Below are 22,995 nucleotides of genomic sequence, written 5' to 3' on the forward strand. Positions count from 1 at the left end.
ATCATGCGCCCCGCTTTGAGACTGGCGGCGCTCGCCGCCGCGGCCATCCTCGCGATGCTGTCGAACCTGGCCGGCGCAGAGGTGCTGCCGGAGCGGCTGGTCGGCCACGGCGGCCCGGTGAAGGCGGTCGCGCTGTCCGATGACGGCGCCCGCGCGCTGACCGCCTCCTTCGACTATTCGATCATCCTCTGGGACATGACCGGCCCGGATGGCACCGTCTCCGCCCGGCTCGCCGGCCACGACGCGGCGGTCAACGACGTCGCCTTCGTTCCCGGCACGGACAAGGCGGTCTCGGTCTCCGACGACGGCTCCTTCGCCATCTGGGATCTTGCGACCGGCGACCTCGAACAGCGGATCGCCGATACGCCGGTTAAGGTGCTCGACGTCGCCGTCAGCCCGGACGGCCGCTTTGCCGCCGCAGCCCGCTGGGACGGCACGGCGCGGATCTTCGACATTGCGGAGGGCCGCGAGATCGCGCGCGCCGAGGGCCATCAGGGCAATGTCAACGCGGTCGCCTTCTCGCTGGACGGACGGCAATTGTTCACAGCCGGCTATGACGGCGCGATCCGCGCATGGCCGCTCGACGACGGCCGCATCGCCGGTTCGTCGCGGGTGCTCTACACCCATGGCTGGGGCGTCAACGTCATCACCCCCCTGCCCGGCGGCACCCTGCTCGCCTTCGGCAGCCAGAACGGCGTGACCGGTCTCGTCGACCTCCCGACGCTGGAAACCGTGGAACTGGCCGCGAAAGAGAACCCGGTGCTGTCGATCGCCGCGTCACCGCGGGCCGGATGGTTTGCCACCGGCAGCGCCGACGGGCGCATCCGGGTCTTCGACATCGACACCGGCACGCTGGTCGAGGAATATGGCGACGTTTACGGCCCGGTCTGGGGCCTGTCCTTCACGCCGGACGGCAAGGAGCTGTACCGGGTCGGGCTCGACGATTTCGCCATTCGCTGGCAGGTCTCGCCGCGCCAGCGCATGGAGGCGATCCAGTCGGTCTATCCGCGGCGGTTCCAGGCGCATGGCACCGACGATCCCGGCGAAAGCGAGTTCCTGCGCAAATGCTCGGTCTGCCATACGCTGACGCCGGATGACGGCAACCGCGCCGGGCCGACGCTGTTCGGCCTGTTCGGGCGCAAGGCCGGCACCGTCGAAGGCTATGCCTATTCGGAGGCGCTGACGGAATCGGATATCGTCTGGACCGAGGACACGGTATCACAGCTGTTCGACCATGGGCCCGACGTCGTCACGCCGGGCACGAAAATGCCGGTGCAGCGGCTGAAGAGCGTCGAACGGCGCGACGCGCTGATCGCCTATCTGAAGCGGGCGACCGCAACCGACGCCGAAACGCCGCCGCCGAGCGGGCGATCGGCACCAGAACCGGGGGAGACCACACCACAATGAAGGCATTCCTGCTAAGCGTGGCCATCGTGCTGCTCATCGGGCTGGGCGTCGGCCTCCTGCTCAACACCGAGCTGGAACAATCGGCGAGCGAAGCCTATTCGACCGAGAACGTCCGGCTGCAATAGCTCCGATCGACGACGCACGCACGCACGCGTCGCGGGATGCGGCGGCACGGTGCCTTCACACGCCCGGTGCGAGACGGATCATCACGCGGAGCGCCGCCGGCGGCACCGCGACAGCAAGGAACAGGACCGATGAGCGAAGAAGCCTTCAACATGTCACTGCGCAAGTTTCTCAAGCAGGTCGGCGTGACCTCGCAGCGCGAGATCGAGGAACTGGTGCGCTCCGGCAAGGCCGGCTCCGGCCCGCTGAAGGTGCGCATGCATCTGACCGCCGAGGGTGAGCCGCTGGACCATGTCGTCGAGGGTGAAATCCAGCTGCCGTGACGCTCAGCCAGATCGACATCGCGCCCCTGGCGGACCCTGAATTCCCGCCTGCCTTCACCGGTCACCCGGTGGCTGCGGGCGTCGACCCCTTCGCGGCGGCGATCGACGCCGCTCGCGCGCAATCCCATGGCGCGGGCGACCTGTTCTGGAGCCGCGACACGGACTGCGCGGCGGCCGCGCTGATCCTGGAGCCGGACGTCGCGCTCGCCAAGGCCGCGCAGATGCTGCCGCTCCTGATGGTGGCGATCGGCGACGCGCTGGGCGGCATCGGACCGCCCAATCTGGCGCTGACCTTCCGCTGGCCCGGCACGATCCTGGCCAATGGCGCGACCGTCGGCGCCGCGCGCCTGCATGTTCCAGAACCGCGCGATCCGGCCGGGATTCCCGACCACATGGTCGTCGGCTACGCGCTGACCATCGAGGCGTCGCGGAACGGTCCCGCCGAACCGGGCCACGATCTGGCCGCGACCGCCCTGATGGAAGAAGGCTGCGGCGAACTCGACCGAACCCTCATCGTCGAGGCGGTGGCGCGGCATTTCCTGTCGTGGATCGACGGGTGGACCCATGACGGGTTCCGCGCCGCGCATCAGAGCTGGACGTCCCGCGCCGATGCGATGGGCGAAACCGTGGACATCGTCCTCGGCGCCGTCCGGCATTCCGGCACCATGATCGGCCTCGACGACGCCGGCGGGGCCCTGTTGAAGACCGATGGGCGCACGGTGCTGCTGCCCCTGACCGATGCCGCAACCGGAGCCGATTCCTGATGCAGATGCCTGCGAAACCCCTCGCGCCACAGGGCCGTGTCGTCTGGAAATCCGCCGGCCTGCATCTGACCCACAAGCTGGACAATGGCTGGCTCGCGGTCACGCCGGATTTCCTGCGCGCCTACTACACCCGGCCGGAAATCCATCCGATCGAGGAAAGCTGCGACAACGAGCATCGGCTGTTCGAGCGGCTGATGGAGACGCCCGACGCGACGGTCACCGAGGCCGATCTGGCGGCGCTCGCCGATGCCGACACGGCGGACAATTACCGCATGCTGCTGGCCTATCGCGACCATCTCCTGCGGCACGGTTCCATCGAGGCCGGCTATCTCGCCCTGTTCCGCCCGGAGGCGCCGCGCGTGCCGCCGGTCTTCATCGAACAGCTGGTGCATCTGATCCTCGGCGGGCTTCTGGCCGAGGAGACCGACCCCTTCGTCCTGCGCGCCGCCGAATTGTTCTTCCGCGACCAGATGGCGACGACCGGCGACGGCCAGCTGACGCTGGCCGACGCGGAAGTGGTCGAGATGTATTCCGAATCCGGCGGCCTTGGCGGGCTGGGTTCGCTGCTGGCCGAAGCCGGCACGCCGATGCGCGAAGTCTCGCTCGACGTGCTCAGCGAGGAGAATTGCGAGACCTATTGGGGCCGGGCCGACCAGTTCAATTTCGCCCTCGATTTCCGCTTCACCCAGCCGGGGCAGGATGCGCTGGCGCGGGTGATCGAGCGCTGGGTCGCGCATTTCCTGCACCTGCCGGTGCGGGTCCAGGCGATGCAGTCGATCACCGACCAGCACTGGTCCTGGCATGTCGGGCTCGACGCCGAGGCAACGCAGATCCTGAACGGGCTCTATGAGGGCGAAGCGGTCGACGAGGACCGCATCGGCCGGATCGCCGCGCTGTTCCGCATGGAATTCAAGGACGACAACCGGATCCTGCCGACCATGCGGGGCAAGCCGGCCTATCTCGGCGTGGCGGTGAACCCCACCGGTCTCATCCGGCTCAAGCCCCAGAACCTTCTGACCAATCTGCCCCTCACCTCCGGCGTCCAATGATCAAGGAATCGACATGACGACTTCATCACACAGCGTCGCGAACTCACCCTGGATGCGCCTCGTGGCGCTGGTCTTCGCGATCGCCCTCGCCGCCCTCGCCTTCCTCGTCTACGCCCAGACCGAAGAATGGGTGGCCGGTGTCGAGGAGCGGGGCGAGGAGCTCGGCACGCTGCGGGTCGATCCCGACGTCGCGGCCTGCGTGGACAAGCGCTTCGCCGACATCGACGGCATGGTCCAGCAGGATCTGATCACCGCCGAAGCCGCCGAGAAGTCACGCGCCGACGCGCGCTCCCTCTGCTACCAGCGCAACTGATCCTCAATCGGTCGTCAGGAAGTCGTCAACGGACAGGCCGCGCCGGCCGGCTTCCAGATAGTCGTCGGTGGTGCGGACCTTGGGCCGCTGGGCGATGGCGAAGGGGTCGCCGCCGTCGGCCGCCAGGGCTTCCAGCCGGCAGCTCTCGCACATGCTCAGAAGCGCCACCCGTTCCTCGGTCTGGAACATCCAGTGCTTGCCGCCGAGCGTTTCCCTGACCCGGTCGAGCATGCCGCGCGCGGCGAAGGGCTTGCCGCAGCAGGTGCATTCGGCCGGCTCGTCCTCGTTCAGCGTCACCGGCTGCATCACGGTCGGCGCCAGATTGTAGCGCGCATCGAGCGTGATCGCGGTTTCCGGACAGGTCGCGGCACAGATGCCGCACTGGACGCAGGCCGCTTCCACGAAGCGCAGTTCGGGCTTGCCTGGCGTGTCGCGCAGGGCGTCGGCTGGACAGGCCGAGACGCAGGCCATGCAGAGCGTGCAGCGTTCCTTGTCGACGAGAATATTGCCGTAGGGCGCCGAGGCCGGCAGGCGGATCAGATCGTCGGCCGGGCCTGAACCGGCGGCCGCGGCGATGGCGATGCCGGCGCGCGCCACCTCGCGCTTGCCGCCGACGGGCGCGAACGCCGTGCGGGCGATCTCGGCAGCTTCCTGCCGGTCGTAGAGCAGCGCCTCGACGATTTCCGGGTCGCGCTCGGCGATGATCCGCACCCGGTCGGGCGCATGGCCGAGCCCGGCGAGCAGCGCCTCGGTCAGCGCGATTTCCTCGTGCAGCGCGTGCAACTCTCCCGATTTGCGCGGATCGGCCAGGACCACCAGCGAGCGGAAGCCGGCGGCCAGCGCCGCGACAATCAGGTCGTGGCCGAGCGCCGTCGTCGAATGCATTTCCACCGGAATGACATTGGCCGGCAGGCCGCGGCCAAAGCGCGCCATGGCGTTGATCAGCGACGCGCCATGCTCGCGCTCATGCAACATCAGCACGGGCGCCTCGCCGCCGGCAGCCAGATAGGTGCGGGCCAGCGTCTGCACCCGCTCGATCGACTGGGCACGGGCCGGATAGTCGTAGGAGACCGCGCCGGTCGGGCAATGGGCGGCGCAATTGCCGCAGCCGCCGCAGATCGCCGTGTCGATCAGGATGTTGTCGCCGTCGGGCGAGATCGCGCCGGGCGGGCAATTGTCGATGCACTTGGTGCAGCCGGTCTTCTTCGACCGCTCATGGGCGCAGATCGACGCGTCGTAGCTGACATAGATCGGCTTTTCGAACTCGCCCTCGTAGCCGCTGGCGTCGAAGACGCTCCGCATGACCGCCGCCGGATCGGCGGGATCGGCGCGGAAATAGCCGTCGCGACCGGTCGGGCGGGCGAAGAGCGGCGCGTTGCCGCTCATGTCGAAGAGGACGCTGCAGGACGATTTGGCGCCGTTGCGCGGCAGCGCGAATTGAGGCTCGCCGCGCGACGACGGCAGCATGGCGGCGTAACCGTCGACGACGATGTCGAAACCGCCGAGCGTGCCGGTGGCCGAGACCACCCGGCCGCGGAAGACCGGGAAGTCGAGCACTTCGGGCAGCAGGATGTCGTCGGCATCGGTCAAGAGCAGCGTGACCGACAGCGTGCGGTTGAGCAGCGCCGCGGCGTCCAGCGCCGCCTGCCCCCGGCCGGTCACCAGGCACAGCCCGTCGCTCTCGATGGCGCGAAGGCGGGCCGGGGCCACCGGCAGCGAGGCCGCGCCGATCAGCGCCGCCATCTTCGGCGCGATCGACGCCTTGTCGGCGGTCCATCCGGCCATTTCGCGAATGTTGACGAAGGCGGAAACCTCGCGGCCCTTCTCCTCGGCGATCTCGGCGAAGAGCGGGCTCTCCTGGGTACAGGCCACGACCACGGGCGCGTCGCCCTCCATGGCGCCCTCGAAGGTGCCGATCTGGCTGCGGCACAGATGCGTGTGAACCGGCAGGTCCACGCCACCGAGGGCACGGCCGATCGCCCTGCCGTCCACCTGCATGGTCTTCTCGCAGTTGCAGACCAGAATCCGTTGGCTCGTCGCGCTCATGACTTCTCCCTTTGTCGATGAGGAATAACACGTTACGCTGTTTATGGCGGGTGAAAAACGAGCTCGCGGACTGCGAAAGGTGCGCCAATTTGGCCCGTGAACTGACGATCATGCTGGGTGTTCTGGCCGAGCGGCGCCGATCCGTCTCGCGCTGGGCGAAGGAGTACTGGATCCCGGTGGGAATCGCCCCGGCATCCGGCGGCCTGACCACCGGCGACGTGATGCTCAGCGACGACGAGCGGACGCGCTATTTCATGGGCGTGCATGCGCTCACCTGCCATGCGGCCGATACCGAGGCGTATGTGCACAATTTCAACAGCCAGGTGCCGGCGCTGTTCATCGTGCTGCGCCGCTCCCCCTCGGAGGACGGCCACCCGCTGCCGTGGTTCGTCCACAGCGTCACCGCCTCGCCCTATCTCGCGCAGGATTACGACGACAGCGGCGAGGATATCGTCGAGCGCGTCCCGATGCCGCCGGACATTACCGAGACGCTCAAGGACTTCGTGAACCGCTATCACCAGGAGGAGGAATTCAAGAAGCGCCGGCGCGACAAGCTGGATCTAGAGGACCACAAATTCGGCAAGGACCCGATCTTCCTGCAGCGCGAGAAGCCGGCCGGAGGCAATCTCGATGGCTGATGGCACGGGCGAAAACGACAGCTTCCTGTCGCGCTGGTCGCGCCGCAAGCGCGAGGTCGAGGCGGCCGAAGCCGCCGAGGCGGCGGAGGCGCAGACGCCCGACGTCGTCGATCCCGAGGCCGTTGCTCGCGAGGCCGAGGAGCTCGAACAGAACCGGCTGGCGGCGGAAACGGTCGACATCGATTCCATGAAGGCCGGCGACGATTTCGGCCTGTTCATGAAGCGCGGCGTGCCGGAGCTCCTGCGCCGCAAGGCGCTGCGCAAGCTGTGGCGGTCCAATCCGGTCTTCGCCAATCTCGACGGGCTGAACGATTACGACGAGGATTTCCGCAATCCCGCCCACAATCGCTACACCTCGCTGTGGCAGCTCGGACGCGGCTTTCTGAGCACCGAGGAGCAGAGCACCCAGCAGGCGACCGGCCGCCTGACACGGCCGGAGCCCGAAGCGGATGCCGTGTCGGCCGAGGCGGAGGATCAGGACGAAGCGGGCGCAGTCGCGGACAGTGCGGCAGATGCGCCTGAAGACGCCGCCGTGGCCGAAGACTTGGCGGCCGCGCCGCCGACCGCCGTCGCCGAAGCGGGCCCGCAGACTGCCGACGACGAGCCCCTGATCACGGAGGAGACGGGCGTGCCGATCGCCGTTGCCCCGGCTTCCGTGCCGGAGCCCGAGCCGGTCGAGAGCCCGGCAGCGCCACAGCCTCCAGCGCGGCGCGTGTCGATCCGCCAGCGCCTGCAGGGTTAGTCCGACGGCGAATCAGAGATTCGGATCGGCCAGATGATTGCGGAGCATCTCCTTGTAGGTGGCCGCCATCTCTTCGATATAGACCTCGTGATCTTCCACTTCCCGCACCTTGTTGCCGACGAAGGCGTTGTAGCGGGCCGCCGCGTAGAGAAACGCCATGTGGATGTCGGTCGCCAGAACCTTCTGGTTGGCGCGGTTGGCCACGTCGATGAAGCGGTCCGCCAGCTTCAGGAAGGCGTCCGGATCGAGCGTCGGCGGCGTGCCTGCGGCGCGGCGCTGCTTGCGGTTCCCCTGGGATTCCAAGTCGTCGGGCCTCCGTTCGCGCTGTGAGGTCCGCGCCGATCCGCTCCGGGATCGCGATTGGCCAGGAGCGGCATTTGCCGTAAGAGACGCGGGACCCAATTCATAGCAGCGAGAGACCCTTTGGCAATCGACAAGGCAGACATCCTGGAGCAGCTCAAGCGGGTGAAGGGACCGGATCTCACCGGCAACATCGTCGATCTCGGGCTGGTCTCCGACATCTTCGTCGCCGACGGCAAGGTGTTCTTCTCCCTGACCATTCCGGCCGACCGGGCGGAAGAGCTGGAGCCGCTGCGCGCCGCCGCCGAGAAGGCCGCGTCCGGCGTTCCGGGCGTCGAGAAGGCGACCGTCGCGCTGACCGCCGAAGCGACCAAATCCTCGGCTCGTCCGGTACGGCCCGCACCGAGCCCGGCGCAGGCCGCCGCCGTGCCGCCGCCGATGGCTGCGCGCGCACCGCAGCCTCCCAAGGCGCCCGAGAAGGCCGGCGTGCCGGGCATCGGCGCAATCATCGCAGTCGCCTCGGGCAAGGGCGGCGTCGGCAAGTCCACCACCTCTGTCAATCTCGCCCTCGGCCTGCAGGCGAACGGCCTGAAGGTCGGCATCATGGACGCCGACATCTACGGCCCGTCCATGCCGCGCCTCCTGCACATCTCCGGCCGTCCGCAGAACGTCTCGGGCCGGATCATCCGGCCGATGGAAGGCTACGGCCTGAAGGTCATGTCGATGGGTTTCCTCGTCGACGAGGAAACCCCGATGATCTGGCGCGGGCCGATGGTCATCTCGGCGCTGACGCAGATGCTGCGCGAGGTCGAATGGGGCGAACTCGACGTGCTCGTCGTCGACATGCCGCCGGGCACCGGCGACGCCCAGCTCACCATGGCGCAGAACGTGCCGCTGGCCGGCGCGGTCATCGTCTCGACGCCGCAGGACCTGGCGCTGATCGATGCGCGCAAGGGTCTTGCCATGTTCCGCAAGGTGGACGTGCCGATCCTCGGCATCGTCGAGAACATGAGCTATTTCGTCTGCCCCGATTGCGGCGGGCGGCACGACATCTTCGGCCATGGCGGCGCCCGCAAGGAAGCCGAGCGCATCGGCGTGCCCTTCCTCGGCGAAGTGCCGCTGGACATGCAGATCCGCTCGACCTCGGACGGTGGCACGCCCATCGTCATGTCCGAGCCGGACAGCGTGCACGCGAAGACCTATCGGGAGATCGCCCGGACCGCCTGGGAACGGGTCGGCGAGGAGCGCCGGATGGTCAGCGCGCCGTCAATCGTCTTCGAATAGGCGGCCCGTTCAGCAAGCGGCAGCCCGGTGATCAGCGCTCCGGGCCGCCGTCGATCCTGCGATCTTTGCCGTCTCAGAACAGGCTGGCATAGGGGATGAAGCCGACCGTATCGCCCGGCGCGACGGCGACGACGTCCTCGCCCAGTTCGACCAAACCGTCGGTGTCGACCAGCGACGACAGGAGGCCCGCCCCCTCGCGCGGGAACTTCTGCACCTCCAGCGTGCCGTCGGCAGCGCGGCAGAGGCTCGCGCGGACATATTCGCGCCGGCCGAGCTTCTTCCTGTAGGCGAAGGCCGCCCGCACCGGCGTCGCCACCGTGGCTTCGGGCTCCGCCCCGGCCAGCGCCAGGATCGCCGGTCGGGCGACATGGGCGAAGGTCACGAAGCTCGCCACCGGATTGCCCGGCAGGCCGATCAGCGGCGTGCCGTCGATCACCCCCATCGCCACCGGACGGCCCGGCTTGATGGCGATGCGCCAGAACACCATCCGGCCCGTGCCCTCGACCGCGTCCTTGACGAAATCCGCCTCGCCGGTCGAGACGCCGCCCGAGGTCAGGACCAGATCGTGGTCCCTCGCCGCCGCGCGCAAGGTCGCCGCGATCGCGTCGCGGTCATCCGGCAGGATGTTGAGGTCAGAGACCGCGCAGCCGAGGCGTCGCAGCATCGCCATCAGCATGAAGCGGTTGGAATCGAAGAGCTGCGACGAAGCGCGTTCGGCGCCCGGCGCGACGATCTCGTTGCCGGTGGAGAAGATCGCCACCCGCACCGGACGGCGAACCGTCAGCTCCACCTGCCCCAGCGCCGCGGCCATGGCGATGTCCTGCGGCCGCAACCGGCGCCCCGAGCGCAGCACGATGGCGCCTGTCGCGACATCCTCGCCCGCCGGCCGCATGTTGGCCCCCGGCTTCAGGCCGGCAGGCAGCAGCACCGCCCCGTCGGGCTCGACGCGCACATCCTCCTGCATGAAGACGGTATCGGCGCCGCCCGGCATCGGCGCGCCGGTGAAGATGCGCGCGGCCTCGCCGGGCGGGACGTCCTCATTGGAACGCGAGCCGGCCTGGACGCGGCCAGAGACGGAAAAGCGACGCTCGTTCTCCTGCGGCAGATCGGCGCTGCGGATGGCGTAGCCGTCGACGGCGGAGTTGGCGAAGGGCGGCAGCGGCATCGGCGCGACGAGATCGGCGGCGAGGATGCGGCCATCGGCCTCGGCCAGCGGCACGGCCTCGATGCCGGCCAGCGGCTGCAACCGGGCGGTGATCAGCGCCACGGTCTCGTCGACGGTCATCATCGACCCGCCGAATGCGAAGCAATCGTCCGAAAGTTGCGCCATCCCCGCACCCGTTCATCGCATCGTTCGCCGCGGTGACCGCGCGACCGGTCCGGTCCCTATATGAGCGCCGGATCACATTCTACCCTTGCACGACACGCCGGACGCCCGCACACCATCGGAAGCGCCGCCCCATGCACCAGCCTATCGACAGGACCCCCATGTCAGACACCGACGATCGGCCGACCGTTGCGACCATCATGCCGGAGCCCGGCAATCCGCGCCTGACCGAGCGCGTCACCGGCCTCGACCAAACCGGAGCGCAGGTGGCCGTCTCGGTGCCGGTCGAGCGGGCGCTGACGCTCTATCTCAACGCCCAGGAGATCGTCACGATGATGACGATCAACGACTATCCGGAATATCTGGCGCTCGGCTATCTCCTCAACCAGAACATGCTGAAGCCCGACGATGTCGTCACCGGCGTCGATTATGACGACGATCTCGAGGTCGTGGTGGTGCGCACCGAGCGCGGCACCAATTACGAGGAGAAGCTGAAGAAGCGGACCCTGACCTCGGGCTGCGCGCAGGGCACCGCCTTCGGCGACCTGATGGAAGCGCTGGACGAGATCGAACTGCCGGCCGCCAGCCTGCACACGTCCTGGCTCTACGAACTGGCGAAAACGATCAACACCACCCCGTCGCTCTATCTGGAAGCCGGCGCCATCCATGGCTGCGTCCTCTGCGTGAAGGGCCGGCCGCTCTGCTACATGGAGGATGTCGGCCGCCACAACGCGGTCGACAAGATCGCCGGCTGGATGTTCCGCCACGGGGTCGATCCGGCCGACAAGATCCTCTACACGACCGGCCGCCTGACCTCGGAAATGACCATCAAGACCGTGCGGATGGGCATTCCCATCCTGGTGTCGCGGTCGGGCTTCACCGCCTGGGGCGTGGCGCTGGCGCGGCAGGTCGGGCTGACGCTGATCGGCCGGGCCAAGGGCAAGCGCTTCGTGGCGTTGTCGGGCGCCGAGCGCATCGTCTTCGACCAGGATCTCGCGACGGTGGACGATGAACCGAAGCGCAACAGACGCAAGGGCGCAGACCATGACAACTGACAATGCCGCGCCGGTCGGCGTGATCCTCGCAGGTGGCCTTGCCCGGCGCATGGGCGGCGGCGATAAGCCGATGCGGACCATCGCCGGCCGACCGATCCTCGCCCATGTGATCGACCGCTTCGCGCCGCAATGCGACGGGGTGATCCTCAACGCCAATGGCGATCCGGAGCGGTTCTCCGGCTTCGACCTGCCGGTGGTGCCGGACAATGTCGAGGGCCATCCCGGCCCCCTCGCCGGCATCCTCGCGGCGCTCGACTGGACGGCGGAACACCGGCCCGATGCGGCGTGGGTCGTCAGCGTCGCCGGCGACTGCCCGTTCCTGCCGCGCGATCTGGTGGCGCGGCTCAGTGCAGCGCGCGATACCGAGGCCGCCGACCTTGCGGTCGCCGCGTCGAGCGAGCGCACCCATCCGCCCATCGGCCTGTGGAAGGTCACCCTGCGCGGCGCCCTTCGCGAGGCGCTGGTCGGCGAGGAACTGCGCAAGATCGACCGCTGGACCGCGCGCTACCGGCTGGCGACCGTCTCCTGGCCGGCCGAACCGGTCGACCCGTTCTTCAATGCCAATACGGTCGAAGATCTCGCCGACGCCGAGGCGCTGGCGCGGCAGATCGCCGACTGAGCTCAGGCCGGCCGGAAGCCGGCTTCCTCCAGCGCGTCCCGCACCGCCGGCGAGGCGAGCGCGGCAAGAAACGCCTGCACCGCGGGCCGGTCCCGCCGCGCCGTCACCAGAGCGAAATCGTAGGATTCCTCGGCCAGCGGCAGAAAGCCGAGACCGGCCGCTTTCGCCACCGGCGCGATGGTCACGCCCCAGTCCGCCCGGCCCTGCGCTACGGCCGCAGCGACCGCATTGTGGGATTTCGGCTGGTTCCAGTAACCATCCGGCCGGGCTGTGCCCAGCAGCCGGTCGATCAGGATGCGCGTGCCGGCGCCCTGGTTGCGGTTGACCATCAGGCACTCCGGATCGGCCAGCGCCGCCGCGACCGCATCCTCTGCCGAGCGGCCGGCAAAACGCGGATCGCCGTCCCGGAAGACGATGCCCTGCATGCGCCGCCAGCCGGGCACGAGTTCCAGCCCCTCGGTGAGGAAGGGCGCGTTGTAGCTGTCGGTGCGCGGGTCGAAGAGATGGATCGGCGCCAGGTCGCATTCGCCGCGCTTGGCCGCGGCGAGCCCGCCCAGACTGCCCACCGCGAGCGTACGCACCGCCCGCCCCTCGTCTGCCAGCGGCGCCAGCACCCGATCGAGCCCGGTGCAATGGCTGCCGATGATGACGAGATCGGGGATGCGCAGCGACGGGGTGAACAGGGTGACGGACGCCTCGGTCCCGGCCGGCAGATGATCGGCCAGCGCCTCGATGCGCAGGAAGCCGTCGGCCTGGGTGAAGGAGGTGATCGCACCCGAGCCCTTGCCGGTGGGATAGGCGATCAGCTCGCCCTCGCCCTGGACCAGCGACACCATGGCGAATTCGGTGCGGCCGAGTTCGGAAGCTATACGCAGCGGGACACGCGCCGTCACCTGCGTCTCGGTCCGCGGCAGCAGGCCGCCCATGCGGCGCAGGACCGGCGCGACCATGTCGTGGAAGGTGAACATCGCCGAGGTCGGAAACCCCGGCAGGATGACCACCGGCTTGCCGTCGCAGACGGCGAGGCACAGGGGTTTGCCCGGCTTCAGCGCCACGCCGTGGGCGACAATGCCCGGCGCGCCGAGGCGATCGATGATGCGGTGGCTGACATCGCCGGCGCCCTTGGAGGTGCCGCCCGACAGGACCACCATGTCATTGTCCGCAAGCGCTGCCCGCAGCACGGCCTCGAGCCCGGCCTCGTCGTCGGGAAAGGCGCCGAGACGCGCCACCTCCCCGCCATTCTCGCTGATCGCCGCCGCGACGATCGCACCATTGGTGTCGTAGACCGAGGCCGGCCCGAGCCGCTCGCCCGGCTGCACCAGTTCGTCGCCGGTCGACAGCACCGCCACGCGGACCCGGCGTGTCACCGCGATCTCGGCGATGCCGCAGGCGGCCAGCATGCCGATCTCGCGCGAGCCCATCACGGTGCCGGCGCGCAGCAGCAATTCGCCGGCGGCCATGTCCGAACCGGCATGGGAGACGAACTGGCCCGGCGCCGCCGGACGCCGGATCTCCACGCCGCTGTCGCCGTCCGGTTCGGTATGCTCGACCATCACGACCGCGTCGGCGCCGCGCGGCACGACGCCGCCGGTGGCGATCGGCGTCGCCGTGCCGGGCGCGACCGGCAGGGTCGGCGCGACGCCGCAGGCCAGTGTTTCGGCATTCAGGGAAAGCCGCACGGGCCGCCCCTGCCCGCTCGCCGCGACATCCGCGGCACGCAGGGCAAAGCCGTCGACATTCGCGCGGTCGAAGGGTGGCACGTCGATGGGCGAGAGGATGTCGGTCGCCGAGACGCGTCCCAGCGCGTCCGCCAGCGCGACGGTCTCGTACGGCAGCGGCCGCGGAAACAGCTCCGCCTCGAAGCGCTGCAACGCCTCTTCCCGCGACAGGATCGACAAGAATTGCTGCTGGTCGAGGCCCGTCGTCGCCGTCTCGGCGGCCGCGTTGCGGGGATCGGTGGTCATGGCACCTCGTGGAGGAGTGAGCCGGACAGCATGGTGCCGGCGGCATGGCCTTCGCTGGAGGCCGGCACGAGGCACCAGGCATCGGCGGCGGCCATCTCGGCGAGCGGCAGGGCGCCGCAGGCGAGCGGCGTCCAGTCATCGTCCGAGCGTTTCAGGAGAGCGAGTTCCACCATGCCGATGGCCGAGGATATCTTGTGGGTCAGCCGGCGCGCAACCGTCGGCCGCGGACGGGCACCGGCAAGGCGCGCCAGCAGCGTCTCCCCGAGCGCAAGCCACACGGCCATGGCCTGATCCGGCTGTCCCGGCAGCGCCACGACCGGCACCCGGCCGATCCGGCCAACGGCTGCGGTCCGCCCGGGGCGGAGCGCGAGCCCGTGGGCGTGAAGCGCGCCAGCTTGGGTGAGCGCCGCAGGCGTTGCGTCGTCGCGGCCGGCGCCGGTACCGCCGATGACGATTACCAGATCGGCCGCTCCCGTCATGGCGGCGGCGATGGACGCCGCGTCGCGCTCGGTCGTCACCCGCATCGTCTCGGCCCCTGCCGCCACCGCCCGTGCGGCAATCAGGTCGGCCGTTAGTCGGACGCCGTCGCAGGAGAGATCGACGAGCCGCAGGCGCGGCCGGCGGACCGGCAGGCTCGCAAGGCCGAGGGCCCGCGCACAGGCGATATCGAACGCCGAGATGCGCTGCCCCGGCAGCAACAGGCCGGCACCCGCGGCGATATCGTCGCCGGTGCGCCGCACGCCCTCGCCGGGTATGGCCTCGCAGGTCACCTGCGCGAAGGGGCCGTCCACCTCCACCCATTCGGCGTCCACGACGCAGTCGCAGCCCTCCGGCATCGGCGCGCCGACCGCGATCCGGCTCGGCGGCATGGCCAGCATCGCCGGCGCATAGGACGAAGCGCCGACGAGATCGGCGGAGGCCAGCGCCCAGCCATCCAGCGCCGCCTCGTCGCGGTCCGGCACGGCGCGCGGCGCTGGCACCGCCTTGGCCACGATCAGCCCTGACGCGTCGGCAAGCGCCATGTCGACAGGTGCAACGGCCTCCACGCCATCCAGCAGCCATGCCGTGACGGTCTCGACATCGGCCAGCGATCCGCCCGGTCCATGAACCGTCATGCGCCGTGACCGCGGGAGGCTGCGCGCAGGCCGGCCCGCGCGCGACGGCCTGTCGGCTGGCCGGCGGGCAAGCGAGTGCAGGCGCGCGTCGGCGGCGGGGTGTGGAGGGAGATCATCGGATATGGCACGTCGTTGTCATGTCGCGGCGGCCGCCGCCTGCGACGAGATTACCGTCTTTGCCGGGTCGGGCAAACCCGAGAACCGCGCGGGGCTCTGCATCTTGCACTGCACAACAGGCGGTGCGCCCCTCCCTTGTTTCCGCTATGGCGGTCGTGCAGTCTCGTCCGAAACCCATTCACGCCGCTGCCCAGCACTCGGTGCGCGCGCGTCTGTCAGCCAAGCCAGGTGACGCATGACTCCAGAAACGACCGCCGCCCTTCGTGGCACCGGTGACCGTCAGGCCGTGCGGCAGCGCTACGGCGAGGACGAGGCCATTGTGGTGAAGGATCTGGCCGCCCGGATCAGCCTGAGCGAGGCCGACCGCGCCGCCATCAGTGCCGCCGGCGCCGATATCGTCCGGCGGGTGCGCCGCGAGACCTCGCCCAGCATGATGGAGAGCTTCCTCGCCGAATACGGCCTGTCCACCGAGGAAGGCGTCGGCCTGATGTGCCTCGCCGAGGCGCTGTTGCGCGTGCCCGATGCCGAGACCGTCGACGAACTGATCCAGGACAAGATCGAGCCCTCCGACTGGGGCGCGCATCTCGGCCACTCGTCCTCCTCGCTGGTCAATGCCTCGACCTGGGCGCTGATGCTGACCGGGCGGATCCTCGACGACGATCCGAGCCGCCCTGCCGCGGCCCTGCGCGGTCTCGTGCGCCGGGTCGGCGAGCCGGTCGTGCGCCGCGCCGTCGCCCAGTCCATGCGGCTTCTGGGACGGCAGTTCGTGCTCGGCCAGACCATCGAGGAAGGCATGCGCAATGCCCGCGAGCGTGAGCGCCAGGGCTATACCTATTCCTACGACATGCTCGGCGAGGCCGCCCGGACCGAGGCCGACGCGCTGCGCTACCTCAAATCCTATTCCGATGCGATCGCCTCCATCGCCAAAGCCGCCAAGGGCGACGTGCGCTCCAATCCCGGCATCTCGGTCAAGCTGTCGGCGCTGCATCCGCGCTACGAGACCACCCACCGCGACACGGTGATGGCGACGCTGGTGCCGCGGGCGCTGGAACTCGCCCGGCAGGCGGCGAAGGCCAATATCGGCTTCAACATCGACGCGGAGGAGCAGGACCGGCTGGATCTGTCGCTCGACATCATCGAGGCGGTGCTGTCGGATGAGAGCCTGAAGGGCTGGGATGGCTTCGGCGTCGTCGTCCAGGCCTATGGCCGTCGCGCCGTGCCGGTCATCGAATATCTCGACACGCTGGCGCGCCGGCTCGACCGGCGGATCATGGTGCGGCTGGTCAAGGGCGCCTACTGGGACACCGAGATCAAGCTCGCCCAAGAGATGGGCACCCATACCTTCCCGGTCTTCACCCGCAAGGTGAACACCGATCTCAGCTACATGGCCTGCGCCCAGATGCTGCTCGACCGGCGCGACCGCATCTACCCGCAATTCGCCACCCACAACGCCCATACCTGCGCCGCCATCCTGAAGATGGCCGGCAATGATCGCGACAGCTTCGAATTCCAACGCCTGCACGGCATGGGCGAATCGCTGCACGACATCGTCCACCGCCAGAACGACACGCGCTGCCGCATCTATGCGCCGGTCGGGGCACATCGCGACCTTCTCGCCTATCTGGTGCGGCGGCTCCTGGAGAACGGCGCCAACAGCTCCTTCGTCAACCAGATCGTCAACGAGGCCATCGCGCCGGAAGACATTGCCCGCGACCCGCTGTCCGAGGTCGAGGCATTGGGCGAGGCCATCGCCAATCCGACCATCCGCACCCCGGCCGAACTCTTCGCACCCGAACGGCGGAACTCGAAGGGCTTCCGGGTCAACGAACCCGCCTCGATCACCCCGCTGATCGAGGCCCGGCAGGCCTTTGCCGACGCGGTCTGGACCGCCCGGCCGATGCTGGCCGACGATCTTCCGGTCTCCGGCGAAGGCCGCGCGGCCACCTCGCCGGCCGATCCGGGCCGCCGGGTTGGCACGGTGCATGAGGCGTGCGTCGAGGACGTCCACCGGGCGCTCGCCGCCGCCGAGGCGGGCTTTGCCGCCTGGTCGGCCGTTCCCGTGGCCGAGCGCGCCGCGACCCTGCGCGCCATCGCCGACCTCTACGAAGCCAACATCGCCGAGCTGACCGTGATCGCCACCCGCGAGGCCGGCAAGACGCTGTCCGACGGCATCGCCGAGATCCGCGAGGCGGTGGATTTCCTGCGCTATTACGCCGACGAGGCCGAGCGGCTGGAGATCGAGGAGCCCGGCACGCCGCGCGGCATCTTCGTCTGCATCAGCCCGTGGAACTTCCCGCTGGCGATCTTCACCGGCCAGATCGCAGCGGCGCTGGCCGCCGGCAACGCGGTCCTCGCCAAGCCGGCCGAGCAGACGCCGCTGATCGCCACCCGCGCGGTCGAGCTGATGCGCGAGGCCGGCCTTCCCGCCGCAGCGCTGCAATTGCTGCCCGGCGACGGTCCGAATGTCGGCGGCCCGCTGACCTCCGACAGGCGGATCGCCGGCGTCTGCTTCACCGGCTCCACCGAAGTGGCGCAGATCATCCACAAGGCGCTGGCCGCCAATGCCGGCCCCGATGCGGTGCTGATCGCCGAGACCGGCGGGCTGAACGCCATGATCGTCGATTCCACCGCCCTTACCGAACAGGCAGTGCGCGACATCTTGATCGCCTCGTTCCAGAGCGCCGGCCAGCGCTGCTCGGCGCTGCGCATGCTCTACGTGCAGGAAGACGCCCGCGACCGGCTGCTGCACATGCTGGAGGGGGCGATGGACGCCCTCCTCGTGGGCGATCCCTGGCGGATCGACACCGACGTGTCGCCGGTGATCGATGCCGACGCCCGCGACGACATCACCGGCTATATCGCAAGCCGCAAGGCCGCCGGTCAGGTACTGAAGACCCTGCCGGTGCCGCAGGACGGCCTCTACGCCGCGCCCTCGGTGGTCAGCGTCGGCGGCATCGACGACCTCGAACGCGAAGTGTTCGGGCCGGTGCTGCATGTGGCGACCTTCAAGGCCCGCGAGATCGACGGCGTCGTCGACGCCATCAATGCGCGTGGCTACGGCCTGACCTTCGGCCTGCACACGCGAATCGACGACCGGGTGCAGCAGATCGTCGAGCGTATCCAGGTCGGCAACACCTATGTGAACCGCAACCAGATCGGCGCCATCGTCGGCTCGCAGCCCTTCGGCGGCGAAGGCCTGTCGGGCACCGGGCCGAAGGCCGGCGGGCCGTTCTACGTTGCCCGCTTCCGCCGGACCGAGCCCGCCGAGGACCTGCCCGCCCCCGCAGCGCCGGCGATTCCTGCCGCGACGGTCGCCGAGGCCATCGCCAGGCTCGACGCCCGCAACTGGGCGGCCCGCGGCGACCGCGTGTCGGTGCTGCGCCGGGCGCTGTCCGGCAAGGGCGGCATCATCCGCCGCGCCTGCTCGGCGGTCGGGGCCTTCGATCCGGGTCCCTTCACCCTGCCGGGGCCGACGGGCGAGAGCAACCGGCTGAGCCTCTATCCGAGGGGCACAGTCCTCTGTCTCGGCCCGACGGCGGAGATCGCCCTGGCGCAGGCCGTCCAGGCGCTGTCCGCCGGCTGTGCAGCGATCATCGTGGCGCCCGGCGCCGAAGCCCTTGCCGGGCCGGTGATCGCCGCCGGTGCGCCGCTCGCCGTGTTCGACGGCACGCTGGCACCGGGAGACCTCGAACATCTTGACGGCATCAACGTGGTCGCCGCCGCCGGACGCTCGGACTGGACCCGCGCGCTGCGCAACGCGCTGGCCGCCCGCGCCGGGGCGATCATTCCGCTGGAGACGGCGATCATCGGCCCGAGCCGCTATGTCGTCGAACGGCATCTCTGCATCGACACGACGGCGGCCGGCGGCAATGCCAGCCTGCTCGCCGCTGCCGAATAGGTCTTTCGACGCAACCGGCGCGGCGACACCCTGTCGCCCGCCGCCCTATCTGCCCGGAACGCCCCGCCCCCCCTGTCGGCGACAGGCAGTCTCCGGTGCCATGGAACGGCCTTCGGCCGTCAGACGAGGAAATGCCCGTGAACCAGTTTTCGCCCCTGCGCCGCGCCTCCGGGCGCCTGACCTTCCGCGCTGTCGATCGCGCGTCCCAGGCCATCGGCCGGGTCCTCGATCTCGACGAGGATGTCGCCGGCCGGATCTTCACCCGCTTCGACGCCGGGCGCATCGTCGCCGAGGCCGAGGCGCTGGACCGGGACGCGGCGCGCCTCGCCGGGCCGCTGGCCGGTCTTCTCGTGGCGATCAAGGATCTCTTCGACGAGGAGGGCGAGGTCACGACCGTCGGCTCCGTCCACTTCGCGGGCAACGCTGCGGCAACGCGCGACGCCGTCGCCGTGGCGCGGCTGCGGGCCGCCGGGGCCATCGGCTGCGGGCGCACCAACATGTCGGAATTCGCCTATTCCGGCGTTGGCCTCAACCCGCATTACGGCACGCCGGGCAACAGCCACGATGCCGAGCGTATTCCGGGCGGTTCGACCTCGGGCGGCGCGATCGCGGTGGCCTTCGGCATTGCCGATTTCGCGCTGGGCTCCGACACCGGCGGTTCGGTGCGCATCCCCGCCGCCTTCAACGCGCTGGCCGGTTTCAAGCCGACCCAGGCGGCCGTCCCGCTCGACGGCGCCTCGCCGCTGTCGGGCACCTATGACAGCGTCGGCCCGCTGGCGCTCGACATCGCCACCTGCGCGGCGGTCCACGCGGTGCTGTCCGGCGAAGACCGGCCGGCCCCGTCCACAGGCGACAAGCCGCTGCGGCTCGGCGTGATGCGCACGCTCCTGACCGACGACATGGACAAGCAGGTCAAGGCCGATTTCGAGGCCGCGCTCAAGGCGCTGCGCGACGAAGGCATCGAACTGGTCGATGTGGAACTGGCCGAGATCGCCCAGGCGGGCGCGGTGAACCGCATCCTCGTCGCCAGCGAAGCCCACGCCATCCATCGCGGCTATCTCGACGCGCTGGAGACGGCCGGCGATCCCCGCGTCCTCAAGCGCATCCGGGCCGCCGAGAGCTTCGGCTCCGGCGAGGCCGCCGCGGCCCGGCAGACCCGCGCCGAGGCGATCGTCGCCTTTGCCGATCTCGCCGATGGCTTCGACGCGATCATCGCGCCGACCGTGCCCATCGTGCCGCCGCTGATCGAAGAGGTCGAGGACGATTTCGACCGGCTCAACGCGCTGGTCCTGCGCAACCCGTCGACCATCAACTTCCTCGACGGCTGCGCCGCGACGGTGCCGATGCACCGCTCCGGCGAGTTGCCGACCGGCCTGATGATCTTCGCACCCGGCGGACGCGACTGGCATGTGCTCGACGTGGCCGAAGAGGTCGAGGCCATCGTCGGCGACCGCTGAATTCGTCGCGGCGATCGGTTCGTTCCGCCCGGTCGCCGCGTCTTCAGTCGAGAACGTTGCGGATGGCGCGCAGGAAGATGCGGGCGCCGAGCCCGATCAGTTCGTCCGGGAAGTCGTATTGCGGCGTATGCAGGCCGGGATGGTCTTCGCCCGATCCCAGCAGGAACATCGCCGAACGGGCCGTCGTGCCGAACCGTCCGAAATCCTCCGAGGCGCGCATGGGCAGAAGGCTGGTGTCGTGGGGCACGCCCTCCTCGTCGAGCGCCCGGCGCAGGATGGCCGTCGCCTGGCCGTCATTGACACAATGGGCGAAGATGTCGTCGTAGCGGATCGCGACACCGAGGCCGGACCTCTCCGCAGCGCCCCGCACCAGCGCCTCGGCGCGGGCGACCAGATCGCCCATGCGGGCGTCGGTGAGGGTCCGCAATGTCGCCCAGAGCTCGGCCGAAGCCGGCGCGATGCCGGCTTCGCGTTCGCCCATCGACGCATGGGTGATCGTCACCAGCGAAAAATCCGCGTCGAGAGCGCCGCCGCGGCCGAGCGCCGTCAAGCCGGGCATGAGCTCGCAGAGCGCGGTCATCGGCGAGCGCCCCTGATCGGGCGAGGAGGCATGGGCCGTGGTGCCCGACAGCGTGACCTGCAGGCTGCGAGAGGCACAGTTCGCCGGCCCCTCGATCAGCGCCGCCCGGCCGCGGGCGATGCCCGGCATGTTGTGCAGGGCGATGGCGATGTCCGGCGCGATGGCGTCGAAGGCCGGGTCGGCCAGCACTGCCGCCGCGCCGCTACCGTCTTCCTCGGCCGGCTGGAACAGCAGGACCGCGCGCCCTTGGCCGGGACGTTGCCGGCCAAGGGCCAGCGCAACGCCGGCCAGCGTCGCCATATGGCCGTCATGGCCGCAAAGATGCGAAATTCCCGGCCGCATCGAGCGCCAGGCACGGTCCGACTTCTGCTCGATCGGCAGGGCGTCGAGCTCGGCACGCACCATCAGCGTCGGCCCCGGCCGACCGCTGTCATAGACCGCGGCGACGCCGTGGCCACCCAGCCCCGTCACCAGCCTGTCGGGCCTGGTTTCGCCGAGGAAGGCGGCCACCCGGCGCGCCGTCTCGGCTTCCTCGCCGGAGACCTCCGGTTCCCGGTGCAGCGCGTGGCGCAGGTCGCGCAGCACGCCGAGATCGGCGGCGGACAGGCGCCGCTCGGCGGCGTTCTCCATCACCCGTCCCTCAGCTGTTGCGGGCGTTGCCGCGCAGGGTCGGCAGGCCGATGCCCGTCGCCCCGAAGCCGCCGTCGACGCCGAGGATCTGGCCGGTGATGTAGCTCGCCCGTTCGCTGCAGAGGAAGAAGATCGCCTCGGCGATTTCCTCTTCGAGGCCGTAGCGGTTCAGCGGGACCGTGTCGTGGTAGTCGGCGCGGATGGCGGGGCTGTGCACCGCCTTGGCCATGGCCGTGTCGACCGGCCCCGGCGCCACCGCATTGACGCGGATGCCGAGCCCCGCCAGCTCCACCGCCTGCTGCTTGGTCAGATGGGCCAGCCCGGCCTTGCTGGTGCCGTAGGCGACGCGCAACGTCGAGGCGCGCATGCCGGAGATCGAGGTGATGTTGACGACACTGCCGCCGCCGGTCTCGGCCATGATCGGCGCGGCCTTCTGGGTGCACAGGAACGGGCCGCCGAGATTGACCGCCAGCGAGCGCTGCCAGTCCTCGAAGGAGGTCTCGAGCATCGGCTTGAAGACGGCGATACCGGCATTGTTGACGAGGGAGTCGAGCCGGCCGAAGCGCTGGATCACCGCGTCGAGCGCGGCGGCCACTTCATCGGGGTCGGCGACATCGCAGGTCACGGCGAGGGTGCGGTCCGGCTGGCCGATCTCCGCGACCGCGGCCTTGAGCGTCTCGCCGTCGATGTCGAGCAGTGCGACCTGCCAGCCTTCGGCCAGAAACCGCCTGGCGGTCGCCAGCCCGATGCCGCGTCCCGCGCCCGTGATCAACGCGACATTGTCCTGATGCTGCACGCTCTGCCCTCCCCGGATCAAAATTCCAAGGCAGACATACCGTTGCGGCGCGTCCATGGCGAGGGCTGGCGACGCCGCCCGGCCGAAACCCGCACCGCGCGCGGTTTGCGGCGTCAGCGGTCAGGAATGTTGGGTGAGAGAGGCCGCCTAGCGGCCCTGGGCCATCTGCTTGGGCCATTCGACGCGATCGCAGCCCCAGCGGGCGTCCTCGTGTTCGAGCCCGGCCTTGGCGTAGAGACTGTCGATGCTCTCGACGAGCGACTGCTCGATCGCTTCTGCTTCGGTGATGTGGCCGCGCTCCAAAGCGCTCACGATCTCGGATGCCAGCATGTCACGATCTTTCGTTTGTTACTCGTGTGCCAACGCGGCACATGCCGGCCGGTTCCGAAGAAATGCTCCGTTTGGTCATGTCACGTGCCGCTGCGGCATCCGGCCGCAGCCGGCCCCG

At 69.7% G+C, this 22,995-nt stretch carries 21 protein-coding genes; 13 read left to right on the forward strand and 8 right to left on the reverse strand.

All coding sequences use genetic code 11. The features are described 5' to 3' along the window. Positions 1-3: 3 nt before the first annotated feature. The 6 genes from ACEQX1_RS19785 to ACEQX1_RS19810 all read left to right on the forward strand — a co-directional run bounded on the left by ACEQX1_RS19785 (position 4) and on the right by ACEQX1_RS19810 (position 3,979). A complete protein-coding gene (locus ACEQX1_RS19785) occupies positions 4-1,407 on the forward strand; it encodes a c-type cytochrome (protein WP_370193476.1) in 1,404 nt (467 codons plus the stop codon). Next, the gene (locus ACEQX1_RS19790; RefSeq protein ID WP_280137472.1) at positions 1,404-1,532 is read left to right on the forward strand and encodes a hypothetical protein; all 129 of its coding nucleotides are present in this window, start codon (positions 1,404-1,406) and stop codon (positions 1,530-1,532) included. The genes ACEQX1_RS19785 and ACEQX1_RS19790 overlap by 4 nt, the downstream gene beginning before the upstream one ends. 129 nt (positions 1,533-1,661) lie before the next feature. Then, the gene (locus tag ACEQX1_RS19795; RefSeq protein ID WP_009210420.1) at positions 1,662-1,853 is read left to right on the forward strand and encodes a DUF6494 family protein; all 192 of its coding nucleotides are present in this window, start codon (positions 1,662-1,664) and stop codon (positions 1,851-1,853) included. Continuing rightward, a complete protein-coding gene (locus tag ACEQX1_RS19800) occupies positions 1,850-2,617 on the forward strand; it encodes a biotin/lipoate--protein ligase family protein (RefSeq protein ID WP_370197484.1) in 768 nt (255 codons plus the stop codon). Before ACEQX1_RS19795 ends, ACEQX1_RS19800 begins: the two co-directional genes overlap by 4 nt. Beyond that, positions 2,617-3,666 carry a DUF6352 family protein gene (locus ACEQX1_RS19805; protein WP_370193478.1) on the forward strand — a complete coding sequence of 350 codons (1,050 nt, stop codon included), beginning with the start codon at positions 2,617-2,619 and terminating at the stop codon, positions 3,664-3,666. Before ACEQX1_RS19800 ends, ACEQX1_RS19805 begins: the two co-directional genes overlap by 1 nt. Positions 3,667-3,679: 13 nt before the next feature. Beyond that, entirely contained in the window at positions 3,680-3,979 is a 300-nt protein-coding gene (locus ACEQX1_RS19810) for a hypothetical protein (RefSeq protein ID WP_370193479.1), read from the forward strand. Positions 3,980-3,982: 3 nt separating this feature from the next. Here ACEQX1_RS19810 and ACEQX1_RS19815 read toward each other — a convergent pair whose 3' ends face one another. Beyond that, complete coding sequence (locus tag ACEQX1_RS19815) at positions 3,983-6,025, reverse strand: 4Fe-4S binding protein (protein ID WP_370193480.1); 2,043 nt, start codon at positions 6,023-6,025, stop codon at positions 3,983-3,985. Between the two features lie 89 nt (positions 6,026-6,114). On the opposite strand from ACEQX1_RS19815, the gene ACEQX1_RS19820 reads away from it, so the two are divergent. Together ACEQX1_RS19820 and ACEQX1_RS19825 are read left to right on the forward strand one after the other, a co-directional pair. Continuing rightward, positions 6,115-6,663, forward strand: coding sequence for a DUF3305 domain-containing protein (locus tag ACEQX1_RS19820; protein ID WP_228239673.1), 549 nt, complete (start codon positions 6,115-6,117; stop codon positions 6,661-6,663). Further along, a complete protein-coding gene (locus tag ACEQX1_RS19825; RefSeq protein WP_370193481.1) occupies positions 6,656-7,405 on the forward strand; it encodes a DUF3306 domain-containing protein in 750 nt (249 codons plus the stop codon). The genes ACEQX1_RS19820 and ACEQX1_RS19825 overlap by 8 nt, the downstream gene beginning before the upstream one ends. 12 nt (positions 7,406-7,417) lie before the next feature. On the opposite strand, the gene ACEQX1_RS19830 is transcribed toward ACEQX1_RS19825, so the two are convergent. Next, positions 7,418-7,708, reverse strand: a complete 291-nt coding sequence (locus tag ACEQX1_RS19830; protein WP_024350236.1) for a DUF3144 domain-containing protein — start codon at positions 7,706-7,708, stop codon at positions 7,418-7,420. A gap of 120 nt (positions 7,709-7,828) precedes the next feature. On the opposite strand from ACEQX1_RS19830, the gene ACEQX1_RS19835 reads away from it, so the two are divergent. Further along, complete coding sequence (locus ACEQX1_RS19835; RefSeq protein ID WP_370197486.1) at positions 7,829-8,989, forward strand: P-loop NTPase; 1,161 nt, start codon at positions 7,829-7,831, stop codon at positions 8,987-8,989. A gap of 73 nt (positions 8,990-9,062) precedes the next feature. Here ACEQX1_RS19835 and glp read toward each other — a convergent pair whose 3' ends face one another. Continuing rightward, on the reverse strand, positions 9,063-10,319 hold the full coding sequence (gene glp, locus ACEQX1_RS19840) for a gephyrin-like molybdotransferase Glp (protein ID WP_370197488.1): 1,257 nt from the start codon (positions 10,317-10,319) through the stop codon (positions 9,063-9,065). 158 nt (positions 10,320-10,477) lie between these two features. On the opposite strand from glp, the gene ACEQX1_RS19845 reads away from it, so the two are divergent. Continuing rightward, complete coding sequence (locus ACEQX1_RS19845; protein ID WP_370195664.1) at positions 10,478-11,371, forward strand: formate dehydrogenase accessory sulfurtransferase FdhD; 894 nt, start codon at positions 10,478-10,480, stop codon at positions 11,369-11,371. Then, entirely contained in the window at positions 11,361-11,990 is a 630-nt protein-coding gene (gene mobA / locus ACEQX1_RS19850; RefSeq protein WP_370197490.1) for a molybdenum cofactor guanylyltransferase MobA, read from the forward strand. Before ACEQX1_RS19845 ends, mobA begins: the two co-directional genes overlap by 11 nt. A 2-nt stretch (positions 11,991-11,992) precedes the next feature. On the opposite strand, the gene ACEQX1_RS19855 is transcribed toward mobA, so the two are convergent. Both ACEQX1_RS19855 and ACEQX1_RS19860 read right to left on the reverse strand, forming a co-directional pair. Beyond that, positions 11,993-13,954, reverse strand: a complete 1,962-nt coding sequence (locus ACEQX1_RS19855; protein ID WP_370195662.1) for a molybdopterin biosynthesis protein — start codon at positions 13,952-13,954, stop codon at positions 11,993-11,995. Continuing rightward, positions 13,951-15,069, reverse strand: coding sequence for a molybdopterin-binding protein (locus tag ACEQX1_RS19860; protein ID WP_370195661.1), 1,119 nt, complete (start codon positions 15,067-15,069; stop codon positions 13,951-13,953). Before ACEQX1_RS19860 ends, ACEQX1_RS19855 begins: the two co-directional genes overlap by 4 nt. A 352-nt stretch (positions 15,070-15,421) precedes the next feature. Here ACEQX1_RS19860 and putA point away from each other — a divergent pair, with 352 nt between their 5' ends. Both putA and ACEQX1_RS19870 read left to right on the forward strand, forming a co-directional pair. Further along, the gene (gene putA / locus ACEQX1_RS19865; RefSeq protein WP_370197492.1) at positions 15,422-19,084 is read left to right on the forward strand and encodes a bifunctional proline dehydrogenase/L-glutamate gamma-semialdehyde dehydrogenase PutA; all 3,663 of its coding nucleotides are present in this window, start codon (positions 15,422-15,424) and stop codon (positions 19,082-19,084) included. A gap of 131 nt (positions 19,085-19,215) precedes the next feature. Next, complete coding sequence (locus tag ACEQX1_RS19870; RefSeq protein ID WP_370197494.1) at positions 19,216-20,541, forward strand: amidase; 1,326 nt, start codon at positions 19,216-19,218, stop codon at positions 20,539-20,541. 43 nt (positions 20,542-20,584) lie between these two features. Here ACEQX1_RS19870 and ACEQX1_RS19875 read toward each other — a convergent pair whose 3' ends face one another. The 3 genes from ACEQX1_RS19875 to ACEQX1_RS19885 form a co-directional block, all read right to left on the reverse strand. Next, complete coding sequence (locus tag ACEQX1_RS19875; protein WP_370195658.1) at positions 20,585-21,751, reverse strand: amidohydrolase; 1,167 nt, start codon at positions 21,749-21,751, stop codon at positions 20,585-20,587. A gap of 10 nt (positions 21,752-21,761) precedes the next feature. Next, a complete protein-coding gene (locus tag ACEQX1_RS19880; RefSeq protein WP_370195657.1) occupies positions 21,762-22,547 on the reverse strand; it encodes an SDR family NAD(P)-dependent oxidoreductase in 786 nt (261 codons plus the stop codon). A gap of 147 nt (positions 22,548-22,694) precedes the next feature. After that, complete coding sequence (locus tag ACEQX1_RS19885; RefSeq protein ID WP_370195656.1) at positions 22,695-22,877, reverse strand: hypothetical protein; 183 nt, start codon at positions 22,875-22,877, stop codon at positions 22,695-22,697. Positions 22,878-22,995: the final 118 nt, after the last annotated feature.

The sequence above is a fragment of the Aurantimonas sp. genome, assembly GCF_964217435.1.
In the GTDB taxonomy this organism is placed as follows: Bacteria; Pseudomonadota; Alphaproteobacteria; order Rhizobiales; family Rhizobiaceae; genus Aurantimonas; species Aurantimonas coralicida.